The organism is Corynebacterium sp. KPL1986 (genome assembly GCF_000477975.1).
In the GTDB taxonomy this organism is placed as follows: domain Bacteria; phylum Actinomycetota; class Actinomycetes; order Mycobacteriales; family Mycobacteriaceae; genus Corynebacterium; species Corynebacterium accolens.
In genome coordinates, this window is sequence record NZ_KI515719.1 from 1,331,686 (window position 1) to 1,355,534 (window position 23,849).

24 protein-coding genes and 5 tRNA genes are annotated in these 23,849 nt (G+C 60.3%); 10 read left to right on the top strand and 19 right to left on the bottom strand.

Going from position 1 to position 23,849, the window contains the following annotated elements:
• Positions 1-294: 294 nt before the first annotated feature.
• Together murA and ramA are read right to left on the bottom strand one after the other, a co-directional pair.
• The gene (gene murA, locus HMPREF1287_RS06240; protein ID WP_023017906.1) at positions 295-1,563 is read right to left on the bottom strand and encodes a UDP-N-acetylglucosamine 1-carboxyvinyltransferase; all 1,269 of its coding nucleotides are present in this window, start codon (positions 1,561-1,563) and stop codon (positions 295-297) included.
• Between the two features lie 21 nt (positions 1,564-1,584).
• Complete coding sequence (gene ramA, locus HMPREF1287_RS06245; RefSeq protein ID WP_005279642.1) at positions 1,585-2,424, bottom strand: acetate metabolism transcriptional regulator RamA; 840 nt, start codon at positions 2,422-2,424, stop codon at positions 1,585-1,587.
• A 265-nt stretch (positions 2,425-2,689) separates the two neighbouring features.
• On the opposite strand from ramA, the gene cysK reads away from it, so the two are divergent.
• The gene (cysK, locus tag HMPREF1287_RS06250; RefSeq protein WP_005284610.1) at positions 2,690-3,625 is read left to right on the top strand and encodes a cysteine synthase A; all 936 of its coding nucleotides are present in this window, start codon (positions 2,690-2,692) and stop codon (positions 3,623-3,625) included.
• 82 nt (positions 3,626-3,707) lie between these two features.
• Positions 3,708-4,271, top strand: a complete 564-nt coding sequence (epsC, locus tag HMPREF1287_RS06255; RefSeq protein WP_005279637.1) for a serine O-acetyltransferase EpsC — start codon at positions 3,708-3,710, stop codon at positions 4,269-4,271.
• 49 nt (positions 4,272-4,320) lie between these two features.
• Here the strand turns inward: epsC and HMPREF1287_RS06260 are convergent, their stop codons facing one another.
• From HMPREF1287_RS06260 to HMPREF1287_RS06280, 5 genes are all read right to left on the bottom strand, one after another.
• Entirely contained in the window at positions 4,321-4,602 is a 282-nt protein-coding gene (locus tag HMPREF1287_RS06260) for a GNAT family N-acetyltransferase (protein WP_167530828.1), read from the bottom strand.
• A gap of 56 nt (positions 4,603-4,658) precedes the next feature.
• Positions 4,659-4,731, bottom strand: a tRNA-Phe gene (locus HMPREF1287_RS06265).
• Between the two features lie 19 nt (positions 4,732-4,750).
• Positions 4,751-4,824, bottom strand: a tRNA-Asp gene (locus tag HMPREF1287_RS06270).
• 190 nt (positions 4,825-5,014) lie between these two features.
• A tRNA-Asp gene (locus tag HMPREF1287_RS06275) sits at positions 5,015-5,088 on the bottom strand.
• A 35-nt stretch (positions 5,089-5,123) separates the two neighbouring features.
• A tRNA-Glu gene (locus HMPREF1287_RS06280) sits at positions 5,124-5,199 on the bottom strand.
• Positions 5,200-5,281: 82 nt separating this feature from the next.
• Between HMPREF1287_RS06280 and HMPREF1287_RS06285 the strand changes: the two genes are divergently transcribed.
• On the top strand, positions 5,282-5,614 hold the full coding sequence (locus HMPREF1287_RS06285; protein WP_005279633.1) for a metal-sensitive transcriptional regulator: 333 nt from the start codon (positions 5,282-5,284) through the stop codon (positions 5,612-5,614).
• Positions 5,615-5,645: 31 nt separating this feature from the next.
• Here the strand turns inward: HMPREF1287_RS06285 and HMPREF1287_RS06290 are convergent.
• Together HMPREF1287_RS06290 and HMPREF1287_RS06295 are read right to left on the bottom strand one after the other, a co-directional pair.
• Positions 5,646-5,718 (bottom strand) — tRNA-Lys (locus HMPREF1287_RS06290).
• A gap of 126 nt (positions 5,719-5,844) precedes the next feature.
• Entirely contained in the window at positions 5,845-7,347 is a 1,503-nt protein-coding gene (locus HMPREF1287_RS06295; protein WP_005284616.1) for an acetyl-CoA hydrolase/transferase family protein, read from the bottom strand.
• A gap of 192 nt (positions 7,348-7,539) precedes the next feature.
• Between HMPREF1287_RS06295 and dusB the strand changes: the two genes are divergently transcribed.
• Positions 7,540-8,685 (top strand): tRNA dihydrouridine synthase DusB, encoded by a 1,146-nt coding sequence (gene dusB, locus HMPREF1287_RS06300; protein WP_023017907.1) that lies wholly within the window; start codon positions 7,540-7,542, stop codon positions 8,683-8,685.
• A gap of 58 nt (positions 8,686-8,743) precedes the next feature.
• The gene (gene phoU / locus HMPREF1287_RS06305) at positions 8,744-9,472 is read left to right on the top strand and encodes a phosphate signaling complex protein PhoU (protein ID WP_023017908.1); all 729 of its coding nucleotides are present in this window, start codon (positions 8,744-8,746) and stop codon (positions 9,470-9,472) included.
• Between the two features lie 83 nt (positions 9,473-9,555).
• On the opposite strand, the gene pstB is transcribed toward phoU, so the two are convergent.
• From pstB to mshD, 5 genes are all read right to left on the bottom strand, one after another.
• The gene (pstB, locus tag HMPREF1287_RS06310; RefSeq protein WP_005279626.1) at positions 9,556-10,329 is read right to left on the bottom strand and encodes a phosphate ABC transporter ATP-binding protein PstB; all 774 of its coding nucleotides are present in this window, start codon (positions 10,327-10,329) and stop codon (positions 9,556-9,558) included.
• 51 nt (positions 10,330-10,380) lie between these two features.
• Positions 10,381-11,295 carry a phosphate ABC transporter permease PstA gene (pstA, locus tag HMPREF1287_RS06315; RefSeq protein ID WP_005279624.1) on the bottom strand — a complete coding sequence of 305 codons (915 nt, stop codon included), beginning with the start codon at positions 11,293-11,295 and terminating at the stop codon, positions 10,381-10,383.
• Positions 11,296-11,307: 12 nt separating this feature from the next.
• Entirely contained in the window at positions 11,308-12,360 is a 1,053-nt protein-coding gene (gene pstC, locus HMPREF1287_RS06320; RefSeq protein ID WP_023017909.1) for a phosphate ABC transporter permease subunit PstC, read from the bottom strand.
• A 133-nt stretch (positions 12,361-12,493) separates the two neighbouring features.
• Complete coding sequence (gene pstS, locus HMPREF1287_RS06325; RefSeq protein WP_023017910.1) at positions 12,494-13,606, bottom strand: phosphate ABC transporter substrate-binding protein PstS; 1,113 nt, start codon at positions 13,604-13,606, stop codon at positions 12,494-12,496.
• A 244-nt stretch (positions 13,607-13,850) separates the two neighbouring features.
• Positions 13,851-14,753: a mycothiol synthase gene (gene mshD / locus HMPREF1287_RS06330; protein WP_034654550.1), complete on the bottom strand. Its 903-nt coding sequence runs from the start codon at positions 14,751-14,753 to the stop codon at positions 13,851-13,853.
• Between the two features lie 33 nt (positions 14,754-14,786).
• Here mshD and HMPREF1287_RS06335 point away from each other — a divergent pair, with 33 nt between their 5' ends.
• Positions 14,787-15,611: a DUF2993 domain-containing protein gene (locus HMPREF1287_RS06335; RefSeq protein WP_023017912.1), complete on the top strand. Its 825-nt coding sequence runs from the start codon at positions 14,787-14,789 to the stop codon at positions 15,609-15,611.
• Here the strand turns inward: HMPREF1287_RS06335 and HMPREF1287_RS06340 are convergent.
• Complete coding sequence (locus HMPREF1287_RS06340) at positions 15,608-16,645, bottom strand: diacylglycerol kinase family protein (RefSeq protein ID WP_156905115.1); 1,038 nt, start codon at positions 16,643-16,645, stop codon at positions 15,608-15,610. The two genes, HMPREF1287_RS06335 and HMPREF1287_RS06340, sit on opposite strands and share 4 nt — an antisense overlap.
• 53 nt (positions 16,646-16,698) lie before the next feature.
• Between HMPREF1287_RS06340 and HMPREF1287_RS06345 the strand changes: the two genes are divergently transcribed.
• Positions 16,699-17,394 carry an FABP family protein gene (locus tag HMPREF1287_RS06345; protein ID WP_023017914.1) on the top strand — a complete coding sequence of 232 codons (696 nt, stop codon included), beginning with the start codon at positions 16,699-16,701 and terminating at the stop codon, positions 17,392-17,394.
• Positions 17,395-17,410: 16 nt separating this feature from the next.
• Here the strand turns inward: HMPREF1287_RS06345 and HMPREF1287_RS06350 are convergent, their stop codons facing one another.
• On the bottom strand, positions 17,411-18,280 hold the full coding sequence (locus HMPREF1287_RS06350; protein ID WP_023017915.1) for an aminodeoxychorismate lyase: 870 nt from the start codon (positions 18,278-18,280) through the stop codon (positions 17,411-17,413).
• A 30-nt stretch (positions 18,281-18,310) separates the two neighbouring features.
• Between HMPREF1287_RS06350 and HMPREF1287_RS06355 the strand changes: the two genes are divergently transcribed.
• Complete coding sequence (locus tag HMPREF1287_RS06355; RefSeq protein WP_023017916.1) at positions 18,311-19,375, top strand: folate-binding protein YgfZ; 1,065 nt, start codon at positions 18,311-18,313, stop codon at positions 19,373-19,375.
• Between the two features lie 141 nt (positions 19,376-19,516).
• Positions 19,517-19,714 carry a DUF3073 domain-containing protein gene (locus HMPREF1287_RS06360; protein ID WP_023017917.1) on the top strand — a complete coding sequence of 66 codons (198 nt, stop codon included), beginning with the start codon at positions 19,517-19,519 and terminating at the stop codon, positions 19,712-19,714.
• Positions 19,715-19,781: 67 nt separating this feature from the next.
• On the opposite strand, the gene purM is transcribed toward HMPREF1287_RS06360, so the two are convergent.
• The 3 genes from purM to HMPREF1287_RS06375 are packed head-to-tail and all read right to left on the bottom strand — an operon-like array spanning position 19,782 to position 22,771.
• The gene (gene purM / locus HMPREF1287_RS06365; protein ID WP_005284632.1) at positions 19,782-20,834 is read right to left on the bottom strand and encodes a phosphoribosylformylglycinamidine cyclo-ligase; all 1,053 of its coding nucleotides are present in this window, start codon (positions 20,832-20,834) and stop codon (positions 19,782-19,784) included.
• Positions 20,835-20,859: 25 nt separating this feature from the next.
• Positions 20,860-22,356 (bottom strand): amidophosphoribosyltransferase, encoded by a 1,497-nt coding sequence (purF, locus tag HMPREF1287_RS06370; RefSeq protein ID WP_005284635.1) that lies wholly within the window; start codon positions 22,354-22,356, stop codon positions 20,860-20,862.
• Between the two features lie 10 nt (positions 22,357-22,366).
• A complete protein-coding gene (locus HMPREF1287_RS06375) occupies positions 22,367-22,771 on the bottom strand; it encodes a sterol carrier family protein (protein ID WP_005279608.1) in 405 nt (134 codons plus the stop codon).
• Positions 22,772-22,804: 33 nt separating this feature from the next.
• Between HMPREF1287_RS06375 and HMPREF1287_RS06380 the strand changes: the two genes are divergently transcribed.
• On the top strand, positions 22,805-23,815 hold the full coding sequence (locus HMPREF1287_RS06380; RefSeq protein ID WP_023017918.1) for an acyl-CoA thioesterase: 1,011 nt from the start codon (positions 22,805-22,807) through the stop codon (positions 23,813-23,815).
• Positions 23,816-23,849: the final 34 nt, after the last annotated feature.

The following is a 23,849-nucleotide window of genomic DNA, read 5'->3' on the forward strand; positions in this document are numbered from 1 at the left end:
CACAACCATGCACACAAAAATAAAAATAAGTACATTGGCACACTATTGAGTTCTCAAACAACATCCACACACCACAAGAAAGTTAACCAAACGTTAACCTCTCATCGGCGGCTCTTACCAACTTACCCAACAACCTAAACCAAGTCAAATCCCCGAGCCAAGCCAGTACAAAAAGTCACTCAAAAGTAACCAACCGGCTACCTCTCGGCGACTTCGATAAAGTTACACCCAACCCCGAAAAACACACAAATCCCCAGCACACACCGTAAAAATGCGTACTGGGGAGAGGTTAATTTAGAAGATTTCTTCTTCCTGCGTCCTTTCGATGGTGGCTCCAAGCCGCGAAAGGTTCTCCACAAAGTGGGGATAGCCGCGGTCAATATGGAAGACATCGTGAACGGTCGTGGCTTCGTCTGCGCACAGCGCGGAGAGGACCAGGCCGGCTCCGGCGCGAATATCGGAGCTCCACACGTGCGTAGAAGAAAGATGTTCCTTACCGCGTACCACCACGTGGTGGCCATCTACTTGGGCATCGGCACCCAGGCGCAGCATCTCGTCAACGAAGCGGAACCGGGATTCAAAGACGTTCTCCGTGATCACGGTGGTTCCTTCGGCGATGGCGGAAATGCCGATGGCCATGGGTTGGAGGTCCGTCGGAAAGCCTGGGAAAGGCAACGTCTGGTAATCCACCGCGGTGGGGCGCTTTTCCATGCGCACGCGGAAGCCGTTTTCATAGGTTTCAATATCCGCACCGGCGGACTTCAGCTTTTCCAGCGGAAGGTGCAGGTGGCGCGGGGCAATGCCGCCGACGGTGATATCGCCTTGCGTCATGGCGGCGGCATAAGCCCAAGTGCCGGCCACGATGCGGTCACCGATGACCTCGTGCTCCGTGGGATTGAGCCGCTCGACTCCGTGGATGGTGACCTCAGAGGTGCCCTCGCCCTCAATATTGGCACCCATGGATTTCAACATCTCGCACAGGTCCACGATCTCTGGCTCGCGGGCGGCATTGTGGAGGACGGTGGTGCCTTCAGCCAAGACGGCGGCGGTCAAAATGTTTTCCGTCGCACCAACGGAAGGAAAGTCCAAGCGGATGGTGGAGCCGCGAAGCTCGGAGGCCTCAGCCACCACGGCGCCGTGTTCAATGCGCGTGGTAGCGCCGAGCTTTTCCAAGCCGGTCTGGTGCATATCGAGCGGGCGGGAGCCAATGGCGTCACCGCCGGGCAGCGCTACCTTGGCATGCCCGCAGCGCGAGGTCAGTGGGCCTAGGACGCATACCGATGCCCTGAATTGGCGGACCGCATCAAAGTCCGCGTTCGATTGCGGCTTCGCGGGGGTGGTGATGCGAACGGTACTGCCATCGATTGTCACCTCGCAGCCCAAGCCTTCGAGCACCTTCTTCATCAAAGGTACGTCCAGAATCTCTGGGCAATTGGTCAGCGTCGTCGTCCCCTCCGCCAGCAATGCGGCGGCCATGAGCTTAAGGACGCTGTTTTTCGCGCCATCTACCTTGACGGTGCCTGCAAGGCGGGCACCGCCGGAAACAATAAACTGATCTTTCACAGGTTTCTACGCTACCGGTAATCAGGGCAACGCGCCGATCCGGCGGGCTGCATTGACGGCTTCGTAGCGAGTATGCGCCCCCAACTTGCGCATCACGGAGCGCAAGTAGGATTTCACGGTTTCGGCGCCAATTCCCATTTCCTCTGCCGCTTCGACGTTGGTGTGGCCGAGCGCCACGCAGGAAAGGACATCGAGCTCGCGGGCGGACAGCTTGGTCGATTGCTTCACACGCACGGGAGAAACCATCTGATCGCAGAGTGCCTCAAGTTCCTTGCGCAATTCCTCGTCCTCGACGCGGTTGGCTAGCATGCGCAGCTTGGAGTGGGTGGAACGAACCTGTTCCCATTCCGCACCGTTCATGGCGTGACCGCGGGAAGCGCCTCCCTTTCCGCCATCGGCGCGGCGCATCGCGGAATTGACCGCAAGGTCTTGCTCCAGGGTCCGGGCCGTCATCGTTACTTCCTCGATGACCTTATCTCCCAAGCGCACCGGGGAGTGCACGCCAACGTAGAGCACTCCGCGGATTTCACGCTGCACAGTAACGGGCACGGCCACGATCGAGTGCAGGCCTTCGTCTTGAATGACGCTGTCGTTCTCGTGGGAAATGGTGGTAGCCCGCGTGTAGTCCGATACGCCCACCGCGCGGCGGGTGGTAATCACGCGCCCGCCGACGCCCACGCCGGCATCGATAAGCAGATTCTGCAGCGCCGGCGTACGCAGGCCCACCCACTGGGTAATTTGCAGGCGGTTATCCGCCAATAATGTCGCGTACATCGTCACCGGGATTCCGGTGGCGGTTTTGAGGGACGACAGTGCCGCGCGTACGGATTCTTCATCATCTTTGAGGCGATGCGACTCCATGAGACTCTTTCCTCGTCGGGGGTAACCAAGCAGGTGCACCCGATATCCCCGAAAACTTGGGGACCAGCGGGTAACTACGTGGAATTATAGACAGCAAGTGGGGGTAATTCGAAATCGCCTCTTTGTTTCCCCAGCGGTGAATCCCACATTCCATGCCCGAATAGGCTGTCTGCAATAAATATACCACTCTGTCTACTTAAATAGTGTATCCTTACGCTTGTACCTGATTTGACCGCGAATCTGATTCCCAAAGGAGTCTTAATAAATGGCTATTTATAACAATGTCCTGGAGACCATCGGCGGTACCCCGCTCATCCGCATCAACCGCCTAGCAGAGGGCAAGGGCGCCACCGTGCTGGCCAAGGTAGAGTCCTTTAACCCTGGTAACTCCGTGAAGGACCGCATCGGTCTGGCCATCATCAAGGCCGCCGAGGAGTCCGGCGACCTGAAGCCGGGCGGCACCATCGTTGAGGCTACCTCCGGTAACACCGGTATTGCCCTGGCACTGGCCGGCGCAACCTTGGGCTATGACGTCGTCCTCACCATGCCAGAGACCATGTCCAATGAGCGCAAGGTGCTGCTGCGCGCATACGGTGCAGAAATCATCCTGACCCCCGGCGCCGCCGGCATGCAGGGTGCGGTTGACAAGGCCAACGAGGTCGTCGCCGAGCGCGGCAACGCCATCCTGGCTTCCCAGTTCGCTAACGAGGCCAACCCCAAGATCCACGAGGCCACCACCGGCCCGGAGATCTGGGAAGACGCCGAGGGCAATGTCGATGCCTTCGTCGCTGGCGTCGGCACCGGCGGCACCATCACCGGTGCAGGCCGCTACCTGAAGTCCAAGAACCCAGACGTCTACCTCGCAGCCGTTGAGCCGGCTGACTCCCCTGTCCTGTCTGAAGGCCAGGCAGGCCCGCACAAGATCCAGGGCCTGGGTGCCAACTTCGTGCCGGACGTGCTCAACCGCGAGCAGCTGGATGAGGTACTGACCGCTTCCCTCGAGGAGTCCATCAAGCTTTCCCGCGCTCTTGCCACCGAGGAAGGCCTGCTGGTTGGTATTTCCGCCGGCGCAAACCTCTCCGCCGCACTGAAGCTGGCCGAGCGCCCCGAGTTCGAGGGCAAGACCATCGTCGTTGTCCTGCCGGACTTTGGTGAGCGCTACGTTTCCACCGTTCTTTTTGAGGACATCCGCGAGGCATAATTAGCCCCGCCACCTAGTCCGTGAATAAAAGGCACCCGTCAAGCTTGGCGGGTGCCTTTTTGTGACCAGTACTATAGTCCCCATGAGCATTATTAAATATATCCGCGAAGATTTAGCCAATGCCCGCGACCACGACCCTGCCGCCCGCGGCGACGTTGAAAATGCGATCGTCTATTCCGGCCTGCACGCCATCTGGTCTCACCGCGTCTCCCACTGGCTATGGAAGCGCGGCCTGCGGGGCCCTGCGCGCATCCTGGCCCAAATTAACCGCTTTTTTACCGGCATTGAGATCCACCCAGGCGCCACCATCGGGCGCCGCTTCTTTATCGACCACGGGATGGGCATTGTCATCGGCGAAACCGCGGAAATTGGCGATGGCGTCATGCTCTACCACGGCGTGACGCTCGGCGGTCAGGTGCTCACCCAGACCAAGCGCCACCCCACGGTGGAAGATAACGTCACCATCGGCGCAGGCGCCAAGGTCTTAGGCCCCATCACCATCGGGGCTGGTTCCGCCATCGGCGCCAATGCCGTGGTGACGAAAGACGTCCCGGCCGACCACATCGCCGTGGGCATCCCCGCCCAAAACCGGCCTTCAAATAGGCATGAGCGGGTCAAACTCGTGGATCCGGACTACTACATCTAAATAGACTAAAAGCAGCCTACAGGCTTATGTGGGCCGCTTTTTGCTGTGCTTAACCGCGCAGCAGATCCTGGTATTCGGAGTTCTTGTCCATAAAGTGCGCCACTGCGGAACAGGTGGCGATGACCTTCATGCCGGCCTCCCGGGTTTCATCGAGGGCCGCCTTAATCAACGGCGAGGACAAGCCCTGGCCGCGGAAGTCATCCCCGATGACCGTGTGATTAAATTCGCGGGTATCACCGGAATCTACGTACTCGCAGATTCCTGCCTCCACACCATCAACGGTGAGCACGAAACGGGACAAATCGGACTGATGAGAAATTGCTTTTTCCATGTCCCCCATTAAACCAAAAATGGCCCCTCCTTGATAATAAGAAGGGACCATAGTTGTGGCCAGAGCCAGGATCGAACTGGCGACCCCACACTTTTCAGGCGTGTGCTCTACCGACTGAGCTATCTGGCCAGAAACCCGAAGGTTTCCGCGACCTTGACGGGACTTGAACCCGCGACCTCCGCCGTGACAGGGCGGCGCGCTAACCAACTGCGCCACAAGGCCATTTTCAGTTTTGTGTGCCCCTTGGGCACGGGTAGTTACTTTACACAGACGCCTCGAAACAACACAAATCAGCACTACAAAGGCGGTTTTCCCGCGCTTGCCGATGCCCCTGCATCAAGGTGACACCACCACACAGCGGCCTAAAACCAAAAAAGAACAGCACCCGCCGAAGCGTGTACTGTTCAGAATGCGACCTTGACGGGACTTGAACCCGCGACCTCCGCCGTGACAGGGCGGCGCGCTAACCAACTGCGCCACAAGGCCAAATGAGAAATTATTTAGAACCAACACGAAAGTGTTGGTACCCCCAACGGGATTCGAACCCGTGCCGCTGCCGTGAAAGGGCAGTGTCCTAGGCCGCTAGACGATGGGGGCCAGTCGCTTCTTGGCGACTTCTAGAAATATACTGGAGACATCACCAAGAAACAAAATCGCTCCCCCAGAAGGAGTTTTTACCATGTCTGAGCAGCAGAAAACTTGTTCCTGCCACGAGCCGGATGTACACGGATACAACGCCGATAGCAAGAGCAAAGCGCGTTATCTGGCGCGCCTGAAACGCATCGAAGGCCAGGCGCGCGGGATTCACCGCATGGTCGATGAGGACCAGTACTGCATCGATATCATCACCCAAATCTCCGCGGTGACCTCCGCACTAGAGAACGTCTCTCTGGCGCTCTTAGAGGACCATATAGAGCACTGCGTGGCCGGTGCGGCGGCCGAGGACGGCGAGGTGGCTAAGGAGAAGCTAGCGGAGGCTATGCACGCCATTAAGAAGCTCGTGAAAAACTAGAAAAGGAGCCGCCCGAAGGCGGCTCCTGATGTGGGCCCTGTGGGGATCGAACCCACGACCTGCGGATTAAAAGTCCGTAGCTCTACCAACTGAGCTAAAGGCCCAACGTCGCTCTATATTAGCGTGTTGACTTTTAGATCTCCTAATTCACCCCTCGCCTGAGAGTATCCACACACAGCAAAAGGAGGGCTTCCCAACCGGGAGGCCCTCCTTTGCCATGGCGGTGGAGATTAACCGCGCATGTCACCCTTTTCCATGAAGTTAACCTGGAAGTCGAAGGCGGACTTCAGGTCGTGCGGGGTGTGCTGGAACTTGTTTTCCTTCGCACGCTCGTAGTACTCCTCCAACAGCGGACGGTAGTCCGGGTGAGCCACGGCGATAATCTTCTCTACGCGCTGCTTTGGAGCCAGGCCACGCAGGTCAGCCACACCGTATTCGGTGATGATGACCATGGTGTCGTGCTCGGTGTGGTCCGTGTGGGATACAAACGGAACCAGAGCGGAGATGGCGCCATCCTTCGCGATGGACGGGGACACGAAGGTGGAGATGTACGCGTTACGGGTGAAGTCACCAGAGCCACCGGTGCCGTTCATGATGCGGGAACCGGACACGTTGGTGGAGTTGATGTTGCCGTAGATATCTCCCTCGATCATGCCGTTGGAAGAAATCAGGCCGACGCGGCGGATGACCTCAGGGTGGTTGGAAATCTGCTGCGGGCGCAGGATGATGTGGTTGCGGTAGCGGTCTGCCTCCGCGTTCATCTTTTCTGCGTACTCTGGCGACAATGCGAAGGAGGTTGCAGAAGCCACGGTCATCTTGCCGGCATCGATAAGGTCCAGCATGCCGTCCTGGATGACCTCGGTGTATGCCTGGATGTTTTCGAACTTGGAGTCCAACAGGCCTGCCATCACGGCGTTCGGCACGTTACCCACGCCGGACTGCATGATGAACTTGTCGTACTCAAGGCGGCCTGCGGCTACCTCGCCCTCCAGGAACTCGATGAAGTTAGCGGCGATCTTCTCAGAGGTCTCGTCCGGCTCGCGGAATGGAGCGTTGCGGTCTGGGGAGTTGGTCTTAACAACTGCAACGACCTTCTCCTCTGGGATCTCCATGTAGGTGGTACCGATGCGGTCGCCCGGCTTGTTAATCGGGATGGGCTGGCGGTTAGGCAGCTTGTCGATGCGGTAGATGTCGTGCATGCCCTCGAGGTTCTCGGACTGCCACTCGTTGATCTCGATGATGATCTTGTCTGCAGCCTCGACGAACTCGAGGTTATTGCCCACTGCGGAGGAGGGCACGATATGGCCTTCCTCGGTAATGCGTACGGCCTCGATGATGGCTACCTGGAAGTCACCGTAGAAGCCCTCTTCTACCTGCTGGCCCAGGTGGGACAGGTGAATGTCCTGGTAGAGCGCGGTGCCATCGTTGAACTGCTTACGCAGCAGTGGGTCAGAGTTGTACGGGGAGCGGAAGTTAATGGCTTCCGCCTCTGCCAAAACACCGTCGCAGTCCGGGGCGGTAGAAGCACCGGAGAAGAGGTCAATCTTGAACTCTTCGCCCTTGTCATGCAGCGCCTTCGCCTTATCTGCAATGGCGGTAGGCAGACCCTTAGGGTAACCGGCGCCGGTGAAGCCGGAGATGCCTACGCGGTCACCATTGTTGACGTGCTTCGCAGCCTCCTCTGCAGAAACTACGAGCTTCTCAAACGGGGCGTATGCGATTCTATCGGACAACTGTCATCCTCCTTTATCTGCGAGTAGACCGGGGTTACGGCCAACCCAATTTAGTTACACAGACCACAGTAGCGAAAATTAACGTTTTTGCCACCATCATTGTGTAATCTTCACCCCAATCATGGGAATCCTCGGTAACCACCACCTTGCTGTTAGTTGCTAAATTCCGCCGTTAACGAGCACAATTAGGGCGTGAATTTGCGCATTGGAAACTATGACCTCTCCTCCCCCGTCATCCTCGCCCCCATGGCGGGGGTAACCAACGTCGCCTTCCGCACGTTGTGCCGGGAGCAGGAGCTGGCCCGCACCGGGACGGTATCGGGCTTGTATGTCTGCGAGATGGTCACCGCCCGCGCCCTGGTGGGGCGCAACGAGAAAACCATGCACATGACCACCTTTGCCCCGGATGAAGATCCGCGTTCCCTGCAGATTTATACGGTGGACCCGGAATACACCTATAAGGCCGCCAAGATCATCGTGGATGAGAACTTGGCCGATCATATCGACATGAATTTCGGTTGCCCCGTCCCCAAGGTGACCAGGCGTGGCGGCGGCTCTGCTCTGCCCTATAAGCGCCGCCTGTTTGGCAATATCGTCTCTGCCGCCGTCAAGGCCACCGAGGGCACGAATATCCCCGTCACGGTGAAGATGCGCGTGGGCATCGACGACGAGCACCACACGCACCTCGATGCCGGGCGGATCGCCGTGGATTCCGGCGCCGCCGCCGTGACCTTGCACGGGCGCACGGCCGCGCAGCGCTATTCCGGCGATGCCCGGTGGGATGAGATCGCCCGGCTCAAGGAGCACCTGGCGGATACCGGCGTTCCGGTATTGGGCAATGGCGATATTTTCCGCGCCGATGATGCCCGCCGCATGATGGAGGCCACGGGCTGCGATGGCGTGCAGGTCGGCCGCGGTTGCCTGGGCCGGCCGTGGCTCTTCGCGGAGCTGGGCGCTGCCCTGCGCGGCGAGTCCATCCCCGCCGAGCCCACCTTGGGCGAGGTCACCCAGGTCATCCTCCGCCACGCAGAGCTACTCGCTCAGCACGAGGGCGAGGATCACGCATCCAGGGACATCCGCAAGCACATTGGCTGGTACCTGCGCGGCTTCCCCGTCGGCGGGCAGGTCCGCGCCGGCTTGGCCAAGGTGGATTCCTTAGAGAGCCTGCGCGAATTGCTCGAGCCCTGGGCGGATTCTGATGCTTTGGCTGCCGATGCCGATGGTGCGCGCGGGCGCCAGGGCTCGCCCTCCCAGGTCGCGCTTCCCGATGGCTGGCTTGATGACCCCGAGGACGAATTCGTTCCGGTTGGCGCCGATATTTACAACTCCGGCGGCTAAACCCACACTGGTGTGACTCAGCAAGCATTTGCGCGGTTTGTGAGCTATCATTTCCTGCATGCGTACTGCCTACCGTGAGCATCTGGACAACTTCTCGCACGACCTCATCGTCATGTGCGATACCGTCCGCACCATCATGGATAAGGCCTCCCAGGCGCTGCTCGATCGCGCCCTGGAACCCGCGGAGGAAGCGCTTAGCCTCACCGAAGAACTCGATGAGATTCGCTCGCGCTGCTCCGAACGCGCGGTAAAGCTCCTGGCGTTGGAAAATCCCATGGCCCAGGATCTGCGCCAGGTGGTATCTTCCATTTACATCGTCGAAGACCTCTTCCGCATGGGACAGCTAGCCCAGCACATTGCCGATGCCGCGCGCCGCCGCCACCCAGAGGCCGTCGTGCCCGCTGAATACCTCGGGTTCATGGAAGAAATGTTCCGCCTGACCCAGGAAATGGGTTCGGTGGTGCACGATATTTTGGTCACCCCGGATGCCGAGCTCTCCGTTAACCTGCGTTCCGATGATGATGCCGTGGACGATATTAACCACCACCTGCTGCGCATCCTCACCCAGCGCGAATGGGAAGGGACGGTGCGCCAGGCCGTAGAGACGGCACAGATTACCCGCTACTACGAGCGCTACGCCGATCACTGCGTTTCCGTGGCTGGGCACATCATTTACTTCGCCACCGGCCTATTGCCGGAAGAGTTTGAAAGAAAACTCCAAGAGGATCAAAAGGACGCCGAGTTCGAGGCCCGCATGAGCGAATTGGAACGCCAATTCCGCCGCTAGGACCATAGACCTAAAACTGCCACAAGGGCGGTACCTCCCTGCGCTGGAGGTACCGCCCTTGTCGGACAATCAGGGGCTACGTATTAGCCGAAGCGGCCGGAAATGTAGTCTTCGGTCTCCTTCTGGGAAGGGTTCTCAAAGATGCGGGTGGTTTCATCGAATTCCACCAGGTGGCCCGGCTTACCGGTAGCTTCCAAGGAGAAGAAGCCGGTCTTATCGGACACGCGGGCGGCCTGCTGCATGTTGTGGGTCACGATGACGATGGTGAAGTTTTCCTTCAGCTCGTGGATAAGATCCTCCACGGCCAAGGTAGAAATTGGGTCCAGTGCGGAGCAGGGCTCGTCCATCAGCAGGACTTCTGGCTCCACGGCAATCGCGCGGGCGATACACAGGCGCTGCTGCTGACCACCAGAAAGGCCGCCGCCCGGCTTATCCAGGCGGTCCTTGACCTCGTCCCAGAGGTTTGCGCCGCGCAGGGACTGTTCGGCGACTTCCTTGAGCTTCTTCTTATTCTTTTCACCGGATAGCTTCAGGCCGGCAACCACGTTGTCCTCGATGGACATGGTGGGAAATGGGTTGGCCTTCTGGAAGACCATGCCGATGGTATTGCGCACGGATACGGGGTCCACCTTGGGGCCGTAGATATTGGTGCCATCGAGCAGGATCTCGCCCTTGACGGATGCGCCAGGGATGACCTCGTGCATGCGGTTCAAGGTGCGCAACACGGTGGACTTACCGCAGCCGGAGGGGCCGATGAAGGCGGTCACGGCCTGCGCCGGGATCTGCATATTTACGTTCTGTACGGCGTGAAAATCGCCGTAGAAAATATCGACGTCATTGAGCTCGAGCTTAGACATTGTGGAGGTTTCTCCTCTTAAGGGGTGTATAAGTGGCGGAATCGAGTGCGGCTATTTCTTGACCGAGAACTTCGCGGAAATTACGCGCGCCGCAATATTGAGGATGGCGATGAGGATAACCAGCGTCAGCGCTGCGCCCCACAGCTTATCCAGCACGGCAGGCTGCGCGCCGGCCTTGTACATATCAAGCATCATCAGCGGCAGCGAAGACTGCGAGCCCTTAAACGCGTCCCAGTTGATGACCGAGGAGGAACCAACCAAGACCAGCACTGGGGAGGATTCACCCATCACGCGGGCAATGGCCAGCATGATGCCGGTCACAATGCCGGACAGGGCGGTTGGCAGCACGATGCGTGCGATGGTTTTCCACTTGGGCACGCCGAGCGCATAGGAAGCCTCGCGCAGGTCCATGGGAACCACGCGCAGCATCTCTTCGGTATTGCGCACCACGATGGGAATCATCAACAGGACCAAGGACAGGGCGACGGCAAAGCCGGAGCGGCCAAAGCCAAAGAGCGTAATCCACATGGCGAAGATGAACAGCGCCGCCACGATGGAGGGCACGCCCGACAGGATGTCCACCATGAAGGTGGTGGTGCGGCCCAGCCAGCCACCCTTGGAGTATTCCACCAGGTAGATGGCGGTAAAGATGCCGATCGGGATGGATAAGATGGATGCTAGGGCGGTCTGGACAAAGGTACCGACGATGGCGTGGGCGGCACCGCCGCCTTCGGCGCTATTCATCACGCCGCGCTGGGACAGCGTCCACCAGTCAGCGGAGAAAATCACGCCGCTACCGCGCGAGATCAGCTCCCAGAGGACCCAGATCAAAGGGACCATCGCCAAGGCCATAGCGGCCCATACAACGACGGTGGCAATACTATTGGCCGCCTTGCGGGAACCGGAGATTTCCAGGAAGGTTGCCCCACCGGCGGAGGCGGGCTTGTTATTTGTCGTAGTAGTCATTGTTGTCCTTCCTTACTTGCTCTTCACGATGGCGCGGGCAATGGCGTTGACCACGAACGTCAGCAAGAACAGCATCAAACCGGCAGCGATATACGCACCGGCGCGCGTCTCGTTACCGAACTCGGCGGCGGCGAGGGCGATGGCCGTGGCGAAGGTAGTACCGCCATCGAAAAGCGAGAAGCGGAAGTCCACCAGCGGTGAGACCACCATGTACAGCGCCATGGTCTCACCCAAAGCGCGGCCCAAGCCCAGCATGGAGCCGGCAACGTAGCCGGACATGCCGAAGGGCAGGACGGTCATGCGGATGACTTCCCAGCGCGTAGCGCCCAGTGCCAGGGCGGACTCGATCTGGCCGGGAGGGGTTTGCACGAAGACCTCGCGGGCGGTGGCGGCGATAATCGGCAGGATCATCACGGCGAGCACGATGCCACCGGTAAAGAGGTTGCGGCCGGTAGCAAAGGCGGGCGAATTATCGTAATGGGTAAACAGGAAGAACCCGCCGGCCCAGGATTCCAACCAGGTGTAGAAGCCGGACAGGGCCGGACCGAGGACCTGCCAACCCCACAGGCCGTAGACGATGGACGGCACGGCGGCCAGCATGTCCACCAAGAAACCCAGCGGCTTAACCAGGCGTGCCGGGGCGTAGTTGGACAAGAAGATGGCAATCGCAAGCGCCACTGGCATGGCCAAGATCAGGGCGAAGACCGAGATGAGGACGGTGGTGCCGAACATGGTCGGGATACCGAACTTCATCGCGGAGGTATCGGTGGTCTCCCACCGCTCACCGTGGGTGAAAAAGCCCAGCAGGCCATTCTCGTTCACGCTGAGCGCCGGCACGGCGCGCCAGATGAGGAAGGCAGCAATCGCCGCGATCATCACGGTAATCAGCGTGGCAGAGGCCGTGGAGAGGAATTCGAAAATGCGGTCACCGGGGCGCTTGACGGAGCTACCGGAGCTAGAGGTAGCCAAGTCATTCTCGTTATCGCCACGGGTATGAGGCTGTTCAACGCCAGAGACGGGAAGGGTCTCCGAGGTCGATGCCTTGGTGAGATTATTGTCTGCCATGAGACGTACTAATCCTTATTTAAAGTGGAACAAAGGGTCATGCGTTACATGCCTGCGCCCCCAAAGCGCGTCTCGAGGGCGGCAGTGGGGGCGGGCGGAGCGTTATTTCGCGAGGTAAAGCGCAGTTTACGCCTTACTGCAGTGCGTCAACGGCGCTCTTCAGGCGGTCAAGGTGGTCACCCTTAACTGGGATGAAGCCCTGCTCTGCCAACTGGTCATCCTGGTGGTCCAGAACGTCGTTGAAGAAGGTCTTGACCAGTTCAGCGGTCTCGTCATCGTAGCCAGCGGAGCAGACGATGTTGTAGGTGGTCAGGATGAGCGAGTATGCGCCCTCTGCATCGGAAGCGAAGAGGGCCTTGGAGTCAACGACCATGTCGTTCTCGGAAGCGGTGTCCTTGAACTCCAGGTTCTCCAGCGCCTTGTTGACGGTATCGTCATTCAGCTCAACCGGGCCGTTGCCAAAGTCAATCTTGGCCTTCTTGACGCCGTCAGCTTCCTTCTGGTCAGCGAAGCCGGCCTCAACGTAGGTGATGGCACCCTCGATGTTTGCAACCTGGTCAGCAACGCCGGAGGAGCCGTTTGCGCCCTCACCAACGGAGTCAGGGAACTGCTTGCCTTCGCCGTCCCAGTTACCGGTGGAAGCGGTCAGGAACTTCTGGAAGTTATCGGAGGTACCGGACTCGTCAGAACGGAAGATGACGTGGATGTCGGTGTCCGGCAGGTCTGCGCCCTCGTTATCAGCGGCAATGGCCTCGTCATTCCACTTCTTGATCTCGCCCTTGAATATCTTGGCAATGGTATCGGTGGAGAGGTTGATCTCCTGGTCGCCCAAGTTATAAGCGATGGCAACTGGGCCGATGGTGGAAGGCAGGTGCCATGCATCGTTGCCATCACAACGCTCCTTGGCAGCCTCAATCTGGCCGTCGTCTTCCTTCAGCGGGGAGTCAGAACCAGCGAAGTCTGCCTGACCGTTCAGGAATGCCTCAACACCCTTACCGGAGCCGGAAGCGGTATAGGACAGGTTAGCGTCTGGGTTGTCCTCTGCGAAGACGGTACCGAAGTAGGACATTGCGTTCTGCTGGGAGGATGCGCCCTCACCAACAAGCTCGCCAGCGACACCGCTGCCGTCGGAAGAGCCCGAGGAGTCAGAGGAGGAGGACGTGTCCTCAGAGCACGCTACGAGAGCGGTAGAGGTAGCGGCCACAAGGCCGAAGATAGCGGCAGAGCGCTTGAAGTTGCGAATCACGGGAAAACCCTTTCCGGTGCAGATCAGAGATTGATTGTCCGAGGAAACCGCATCCCCGTCACAGGGGATGTGCTGCCGGGCGGCAGCTACCTACATCCCAGCTCCGCTTTCCAGGAGCGGGGTGCAGGCGCGCAGGTGCGGCTTTCTCACAATCAGTAAAGCTAACCGGCGGAATTAACCAGCAGGGTGACGTGAGGTAAACACTTAATGAACATGCCAAGAAGCTGACATGACCTTAATCGCACTAGCCCCAGACAACGTGCTCTTCATCAACGGAAAAGCCCAGCCGCTTGTAGGCCTTCAGCGCCGGTTCATTATCCGCTTCCACGTACAAAATAACCCGCTGAGCTCCCTTTTCTACCATGCGGCGCAGGCCAATCTGCAGCAATGGACCGCCCAATTTTTGGCCGCGGTACGCCTCAGCAAGGCCCACCACGTAGACCTCACCAAAGCCGGGATCTTCTTCCTCGTGCCACTTGGTCCAGTGGAAACCAGCCAGGGTCGGGTGCCCCTGCTCTTTTTCGTCCCAGAAAAACAAAACGTCCTTAGGATCGAACCATTCGGCTTCCATGCCACGGTGTAGGCGCTCTAAATCCCAGCCGCCTTGCTCTGGGTGCCAATTAAAGGCCTCATTATTAACGCGCAGCCATTCCTTTTCCACCGTGTCCTTGCCCCACTTGTCCACCGCCTCGCTGTAATTGCCGGCCTGCAACGGCAGCTCGCCTACTTGTGCTGCGCTATCCAGATCGCTGCCATCGATGCCCATGACCACGAGGGTGCGGGTGACGTTTAGGTCACGGGAGCTGGCCAGGGCCTGTGCTGGCTTGACGTTGCCATGCGCCCAGGTCTCGAGATTGGTGGTGGCGGCAGCAGTGGCATCGTAAAGCGCGGTGCCATAGCCCTTGCCGCGATAATCTGGGGCGATAAAAAGCTCTGCGGTGGAATCCTCTCGGCTGGATACGCCAATGGGCTCGCCATCCAGCCAAGCCACCAAGTGCTTGTGGTGCAGGCGCTCATCGCGCAGGCCATTGAGGAATTGCTCCGACAGCGGGGCGATGCCGTCGGTCTTTTCAGCGTGCGCTGCTAGTTCTTCCAGGGTGCCCGCCAGCTCTGGGGAGGCGGGGAGGTTTTCTTCGGTGATATTCATGGTGCCCATAATACGTAGGCTAAATTTGAAGGCGTGAGTGTAGTCAAAGTCGACCGGCGCATTGTGCACGTCCTCATCGTGGTGGGCGTGGTCATTGCCGCATGGGTGGCCGATGCCTGCGTGGCCATGCATTCTGAGCACAAGATTGCCCAGGAGGTTAAGGAGAACTCCAGGCTGGAAAACTCGCCCCAGGTGTATATCGGCGGCACCCCGTACCTGTTGGCGGCAGGCTCCAAGGAAATTCCTTATCTGCAGGTCAAGGCGCTCGATGTGGAGGTTCCCAAGCTGGGCATGGTCAATGCCTCGACCGTGCTGCGCGATATTACCGTCACCCCTGAGCAGGTAGTAAGCGGCGATATTGAAGGCGCACCCGTATCCACGTATTCGCGCGGAATTTCCCTCGACGGCGTGGCGTTAGGCCGCCTTTTGGGCATTACCGATCTCTCCATTGCTAACCCGGATGATATTTCTCCCTCCGGCGGCGTTTCTGCCGAGGCGGAGCTTACCGGCACCCTGCCCGGCGATAAGGAAAAATCCACCGCTATGGTCACACTGCGCCTGGTGGGCCCGGAGTTCCGCATGGAGGTCTACGGAACCGATGATCCGCGCCTCAAGGAGGCGTTTTCCCTCAACTTCGATACACGCGAGCTCCCGCTGCCGGCGCAGGCCACCATGGTAAGGCTGCAGGGCGGCACCATTTACTTTGAGGTCCAGCGCCGCAATATCAAGGTCCAGATGGCCCAGCTATCCCCGCTGGAAATCGAGGGATCTGAGCAACGAGCCGTGGAAGAGGCCGAAAAGAAGGCGGCCGATACCGCCAATAAGGTAGGCCCCGCACCGAAAGAGGGTGAATCCTAGCGGAGGCGAATAAAGTCCCGCAGCACTTCCTGCACGGAGCGCTGGGCCACCTGCCGCCTGTCTTGCGGGGCGTAGACCTCGATGGCATCGGCCACAGAGGTCAGCGTCACGTGGCGGAAGGTCCCCTCGGATTCGCCATCGGCTTGGAAGCGCTGCGGGGTGTGGCAATCGAGCTCAACGCGCTTGGCGTCATCAAAGCCCAGGGTCTTTTCCTTCACCAGCCGCTTGAGCCAGCCGTGCTTATCGGCGCCAAAGAGGTGCAGCAGGCCGATGACCCCACGCACACCGCTGAGTTTTTCCAGACCGAAAAGGGCCAGGCCCTCATCGAAAGAATTGCGCGGGTTGGTCACCACCGGCAAGGGCCCCAAGAAGGTCCAGGGGTTGGTATTAGAGGTAAACAGGAGCGGGAAGTCCTTCTTATGGAGCGTCTGCCCCAAGCGCGATTCCGCGTGCACCGTAATCTGCGGCGGGTTGCGGCGCGCGCGTAGCCAGGCCCGAATGGCCACGTTCAAGTAGCGCAGCGGCGTGGCGGAAAAGCCTTGTTCGCGGGCGCGGTCCACGCGTGCGAGGACGTCCGCATCCATGCCAAAGCCGGCGTTGACGGCAAACCAGCGTTCGTTCCAAGTGCCCAGGTAAATGGTGCGGCGCAGATCGCGCTCGAGCATGCGGGCCAGAACGTGGGTGGCCTCAACCGGCGTATTGGGAAAGCCGAGGGCGCGGACGAAGACGTTCGCGGATCCGGTGGGAATGACGGCGAGCGCCGGCACCTCGTTTGGGCTGGGGATATCTTCATCGGCCGGTCCCAGCAGGCCGTTGACAATCTCATTGACGGTGCCATCGCCGCCCACGGCAATGATGACATCATAATCATCCCTGGTAAGCCCCCGAACGATGTCTTCTGCATGCCCGGGGTAATGGGTGAATTTGACCAATAGGTGCATGCCTTCTACGGCCCGCAGGGCGGGCACGATTTGGCGAAAGAGCCCGTTGGATTGCGAGGTCGAATTGGGATTGGAAATCATCAGCGCATGCACAACGGACCAGTCTAGTAGTTAAAGCGGCCCCGGCACGACTAGGCTGGACGCCCATGAGCGAAAATACCGAGAACACCAATACCCCGAACGTCGAGACCGCCGCCGCGTCCCACCCGGAAAACACCTCCGGCGCGCTCAATGGCAATGACGCGGTCAACCAAGCCGCCGAGCAGTGGAAGGACGCGGCCAGCCACAATATCCCCGCCATTGAGCTTGGCGATGTCCCTGTTCCCGCCGATACCGCCAACCTGCGCCAGGGCCCGTCGCTACACGATGGCCTGCTGGGGCTCCTCCCCCTCGTAGGCGTCTGGCAGGGCGAGGGCCAGGCCCACGACACCGATGGCAGCGAATACACCTTTGGCCAGCAGCTGGTCGTCGCCCACGACGGCGAGAATTACCTGACCTTTAGCTCGCGCACCTGGAAGATCGATACCGAAGGCAAGCCGCAGGGCCCGTCTACCCGCGAGACCGGTTTCTGGCGCATCTCCGCCAAGGATGAAATCGAGGTCACCTACACCTCTTCTACCGGCATCGTGGAAATCTTCTACGGCGAGCCCTTCAACGAGCGCGCTTGGCAGCTCGAATCCGCCTCCACCATGGTCACCGAGACCGGCCCGAAGAACCTGGGCCCCGGCAAGCGCATGTACGGCCTCATGCCCAATAACAACCTGGGCTGGGTAGATGAGCGCATGGTCGATGGCGAAATGCGCCCCTACATGTCCGCCGAGCTCACCCGCATCGCCGGCTAGAGCCGGCTAAGACTGGCTAGGCCCCTAGCGCGGCATCGATAAGCCCCCGGATTTCTTCCTCGTTATCCGGGGCTTTTAACGTTTTTTCATTCAGCTTGGTCACCCGCACCGCCACGCGCACGGAAGAGACCAGCCACACCGAGTCGGACTTTTCTAAGTACTCCACGGTCAACGGCTTGGCCTTGCATCGGTAGCCACGGTCCTGGGCATAGTCAAAGAGCGCTGCCTGCGTGGTGCCGGGCAAAATACCGCGGCCGACGGCGGTGCGCAGCTTCTTTCCCCGCACCGCCACCACGGTAGAGGTAGCGCCCTCTAAGATTTCGCCGGTATCTGGATCCGTCAGGATGAGATCGTCGTAGCCCTTGTCCTTGGCCATGCGCAGCATCGCCATCGTCGCGGCGTAGTTCAGCGTCTTGGCCGGTAGCTCTTCGGCCACGTGCCACAGGCGCGGGCTCGTCAGGACGGTGACGCCGGTGGTGCGTTGGTGAAGAGGGACATCGCCAAGCGGCTGCACCGTCACCCACGCGGTGGGCACGCCGGTCGAAGCCCGGCCGCGGGTATACGTCCAGGTGCATTTGGCATCGGGATGATCGGCATCGGTACCGCAATAATCCGCGATCGCCAGCCGGGTCGCCTCCTCCCACTTGTGCATCGGCGGTTCCGGCAAATCGAGCGCCCGCGCCGAATCGCGAAAGCGCTGGGCGTGGCGGGCGAGGTTAGCCGCCTTGCCGCCGCGGACCAGAAGCGATTCAAAGATGCCATCGCCGCGGGTCACGGCGGCATCATCAGCATAAACCAGCGGCAGGGAGGGCGAATGCTTGCGCACCGACCCACCAAAGGGTTCCACGACGTAGATGACCGGCTCTTTTCGCGGGGAGGGTTTCATAGACTCGATTATGCCCTACCATCGGTAGATGTGAGTTATTCTTCGCCACTTCTTCAACGCGCCGGTGCCGCCGAGCACCAGGACGCGACTGTACTCGATGCCCAAGGTGTGGCCTGGCACTATGGCAATCCCCTCGGGGAACAGCGTGCGGCCGAGACCGGGACCATCGCCATCGACCGCTCGCAGCGCCGCGTGCTGCGCGTCAGCGGTGCGGATGCGCCGGGTTTTCTTAATAACCTGCTCACGCAGAAGCTTGACGATGCCCCCTCCGGCTTCTCCGCCGGCGCCCTCGACCTAGATATCCAGGGCCACATTTTGCACCACATGGATATCACCCGCGCGGGCGAGGACTTCTACCTCGATCTGCCCGCCGCGCAGTTCGAATCCGCCCAGGACTTTTTGACCAAGATGGTCTTCTGGTCCGAGGTCACGGTCGAGGAAGCCGATATCGCCATCGTGACATTGCTGGGTGAGGCCGATATTCCTACCCCACCCACCGTGGTTTTTTCCCGCGAGGTGCAATGGCCGGGAATCAAGCGCGTTGACCTGGCCATTCCGCGCGAAAAGTTGGTGGAATCCATGGCCGCCCTAGAGGCAGAGGGCGCGCGGCTGGCGGGGCTCATGGCCTTTACCGCCGAGCGCGTGCGCGCCCGCGAGCCGGAGCTTGCCGCCGACTTGGATAAGAAATCCATCCCGCACGAGGTTCCGCAGTGGATTAGCCGCAGCGATGCTGACCCCGCCCACGTGCACCTAAATAAGGGCTGCTACCGCGGCCAGGAAACCGTGGCGCGCGTGGAAAACCTGGGCCGCTCTCCCCGCCTTTTGGTGCTCCTCCACCTCGACGGATCCGCGCCGGAGAGGCCGAATGTGGGCGATGACATTTCATTTAATGGACGTAAGGTAGGTCGCATCGGCACCATCGTGGATGACTGCGATTTCGGCCCCATCGCCTTAGGTCTAGTCAAGCGTTCTGCGCTAGATGCAGGCACATTGGATATCGGCGATACCGCGGCGTCGATCGATCAGTCCTCCATCCCCGAAGATGAGGGCCCAAAGGCCGGGCGCGAGGCGGTAAACCGGCTGCGCGGGCGGTAGATTTTCCACTCATCGGGGGGCCGGTGCGGAATTTTTTCGTCACACGCGCTATTGTGTCTTACAGGAAGATACACAATTGACAAGCCGATGGGGCGCCCAAGAATCCCTGGAGCGCCCTACTAGCCCAAGGGGGTCATGCACATGGGACGCGGACGCGCTAAGGCAAAGCAGACCAAAGTTGCACGCCAGCTCAAGTACAACTCACCCGAGATGGATATCGAGTCCCTTCAGCGGGAACTCGCTGCTCAGCAGGAGGGTGACTCCCACGACTACGAAGAGGATGATCCCTACGCCGAGTATGTCGACGAATGGGATGAGGACGCAGACGACGAGCGCTAATCTTCCGCTCGCCGGCTAAATCCGAAAAAAGGCCTTAGGTTATTGACCTAAGGCCTTCCTCTTGTACCTAGAAGTTTGAGTGCTCGCCGTGCATGATAACGCGCGGTTCTTCGCCGTCCGCCTCGCGGACGCTGCCTAGCTCCCACGCGTCGATGTGGCGGGCGGTGAGCATGGCCAAGGCGCGGTCGCGGTCCTCTGGGTTAACCACGGCAATCATGCCCACGCCCATGTTGAAGGTCTTTTCCATCTCCGCCAGTTCGACCTTGCCCATGGAGGAGATGAGCTTGAAGATCTGGCCTGGATTCCACGTGGAGCGGTTAACCTCAGCGCTCAGGCCCTCTGGAATGACGCGCTCCAGGTTGCCGGCCAGCCCGCCGCCCGTGACGTGGCAGAAGGTGGATACGGAGCATTCCTGCGCCAGCGCCAAGCATTCCTTGGCGTAGATGCGGGTGGGTTCCAAGAGCTCCTCGCCTAGCGGGCGGCCGAGCTCTTCCACATAACCATCTAGCGGCATGCCCGCCTGCTCCAGCAGGACGTGGCGCGCGAGCGAGTACCCGTTGGAGTGCAGCCCGGACGAGCCCATAGCGATGAGCACATCGCCCTCGCGCACGTTGTCTGGGCCCAACACGCCATCGGCCTCGACCACGCCGACGGCGGTGGCGGAGACATCGTATTCATTCTCCCCCATCATGCCTGGGTGTTCGGCCGTCTCGCCGCCGAGCAGCGCAGCACCTGCCTGCACGCAGCCCTCGGCGATGCCCTTGACTACCTCGGCCACCTTTTCCGGCACGACCTTGCCCACGGCGATGTAATCCTGCAGGAATAGCGGCTCGGCGCCGCAGACGACTAGATCATCGACGCACATGGCCACCAGATCGATGCCGATGGTGTCGTGCTTATCCATGGCCTGTGCCACGGCGAGCTTGGTGCCCACACCATCGGAGCCAGCCGCGAGGATGGGCTCCTTGTAATCGCCCAGTTTGAATAGCCCCGCAAAGCCGCCGAGGCCGCCCATGACCTCCGGGCGGGTGGCGCGCTTGGCGTGTGGGGCAAACAGGCTGACCGCGCGGTCGCCCTCTTCGATATTGACGCCGGCTGCGGCGTAGGTGTTGTCACTCATGTTCTTGGAAGTTCCTTAGAAGTTTTTATTGGGTTCCGAGCAGGGTGCGCACGGCATCGGCATTGGGGTTTCCGGCGGGAAGGCCAAGGGGGTATTCGCCGGAGAAGCAGGCGGTGCACAGCTCAGAGCGGGGCTGCTCGGTGGCGGCGACCATTTCATCGATGGAGACAAACCCCAAAGAGTCAGCGCCGATGGTCTCACAGATGGTGGAGCAAATCTCGTCCGGATCATCGGACGGGCTGGCGTTGGCAATGAGCTCGCCGGGCGAGGCAAAGTCGATGCCATAAAAACACGGCCACTTTACCGGCGGGGAGGCGATGCGCACGTGGACCTCGGCGGCGCCAGCCTCGCGCAACATGCGGATGAGCGCGTGCTGGGTATTGCCGCGCACGATGGAATCATCCACTACAACGAGCTTTTTACCATCGATGACCTCGCGCAGCGGGTTGAGCTTTAACCGGATGCCCAGCTGACGCAGCGTCTGCGTGGGCTGAATAAAAGTGCGTCCCACATACGCATTTTTCACCAAACCGTGGGCGAAGGTGAGGCCGGATTCGCGGGCGTAGCCCACCGCGGCTGGGTTGCCGGATTCCGGCACGGGGATGACCAGGTCTGCATCCTCAACCGGGTATTCGCGAGCTAGGCGGCGGCCGATCTCCACGCGGGAGGCGTTGACGGAACGGCCCTTGATATCGCTATCCGGGCGGGCCAAGTACACGTACTCGAAAACGCAGCCGCTGCGCTTGGCGGGCGCGAAGTTTTCAGAGCGGATGCCGGCCTCATCGATGGCGACGAGCTCGCCCGGCTCGATCTCGCGAATAAATTGCGCGCCGCAGATATCCAGCGCGCAGGTTTCGGAAGCAACGACCCAGCCCTTGGCCAGCCGGCCCAGCACCAGCGGGCGCACGCCCTGCGGGTCGCGCGCGGCGTACATGGTGTGGCCATCGGTAAAGGTCAAGCAGAATGCGCCCTTGACCCGCGGCAGGAGCTCACGGGCGGAGTCGAAGACGGAGGTGGTCTCATCGACGCCATCGGCAAGCAGCATGGACAAGCACATCGAGTCAGAAACCGATTCCTCGTGCGGCTTAATCAGGCCGCGCTCGACGGCCTCTGCGCGCAGCTCGAGGTAATTGACCAGGTTGCCGTTGTGGCCCAAGGCAATGTCCACGCCCGTCGAAGAGGTGGAAAACATTGGCTGCACATTGGACCATTCCTTGCCGCCGGCCGTGGAATAGCGCGTGTGGCCCACCGCCACGTTGCCGGTCAAGGCAGAAAGGGTCGATTCATCGAAAATATTGGCCACCAGGCCCATGTCTTTAAAGACGACGATGCGGTCATCATCGCCCACCGCAATGCCGGCGGCTTCTTGGCCGCGGTGCTGGAGAGCAAAAAGGCCAAAGTAGGTAAGTTTGGAGACTTCCTCCCCGGGAGCCCAGACGCCAAAGACGCCACACTCTTCGCGGGGTTCCTCCTCGTTATGATCGTCAAGGTCAGTGATACTAGGAGTATGTACTTCTACCACGGCGTTTATATTAGCGCGTTGGGCCGTCGAAAACTAACGGAATGATGGGAAGCCACTGTGCAATCTCCCCTGAACGCGACCCGGAAGCATCGACGCGACCTGTGTTTTTGACCTCGTCCCAGTCCGTGACACCGGTGGCCAAACGCAGCCAGTTCTCCGCATCCATTTCCACCACATTGGGTGGGGTGCCGCGCGTGTGGCGGGGGCCTTCAATGCACTGCACCGCAACAAATGGGGGTACGCGCAGCTCCACCGAGTGCCCCGGCGCGTCGGCCTCGAGAGTGCGGGCGGTGCGACGGACGGCATCGGCAAGCAAGGCCCTGCCTGGCTTTTGTTGCCCGTCCGGGTCCTGAATCCAATCCTTGATGGCGATGATGGCCGCGCGCGTGGCGGCGGGATCTACGGGTTTAGGCATAGCCACAGCATAGCTACTGTTATCTTATTGTTTATGTCACCTACTGACGCTGCTGCGGAAACCCAGAAGTCCCCTACCCTGACGCTGCGCTTTATGGCATCGCCAACCGATGTCACCATGGCCGGCGACCCCGGCATCAATGGCGGGCGCGTGCTGGAATGGATCGATAAGGCCGCCTACGCCTGCGCCGTGCAGTGGTCCGGGCAGTACTGCGTGACCGCCTATGTGGGCCATATCCACTTCACCCGGCCCATTCCCTCCGGGCACATCGTGGAGGTGCGCTCGCGCATCGCGATGACCGGCCGGTCCTCCATGCACATCATCAACGAGGTGCTGTCTGCTGATCCCCGCGAGGGCATTTTCACCCGCGCCTGCGATTGCCTGGTCATCTTCGTGGCCAAGGACCCCGAAAGCGATAAGACCACCCCGGTTCCCACCTTCGTGCCGGATACCGATGAGCACCTGCGCGTGGCCGAGGCCGCGAAATCCCGCATCGAGCTGCGCAAGGCCATCGAGCTGGAGATGGACAAGCAAACCTACGATGGGCCTTCCGATGCCCCACGCATGGTCAACCGCTTCCTAGCCAAGCCCACCGACGTCAACTGGGGCGGCAAGGTGCACGGCGGCACCGCGATGCAGTGGATCGATGAGGCCGGCACCGCCTGCACCATGGAGTGGTCCGGCGAGCGCACCGTCGCCGTCTATGCCGGTGGCATCCGCTTTTATAAGCCCATTTCCATCGGCGATCTCATTGAGGTCGATGCCCGCATGATGCGCACGGACCGCCGCTCCATGCAGATGTCCATCCACGTCCGCTCCGGCGATCCCCGCGGCGGCCGCGGTAACCTCAACACCGCCATTCACGCCACCGTGGCCTATATTGGCCTGGACCGAGACGGGCAGCCGCTGACCGCGCGCACCTTTACCCCACAGACGGAAGAAGATATCCGCCTGGCCGAGCACGCCAATATCTTGCGCGAGCTGCGCGGCGAATACTCCCCCAAGCCGCTCATCGTGGCGCCGCACTACCAACACGTGGATTAAATTTTCAGCACATTTTCTGGTACGCGGCGCTTCT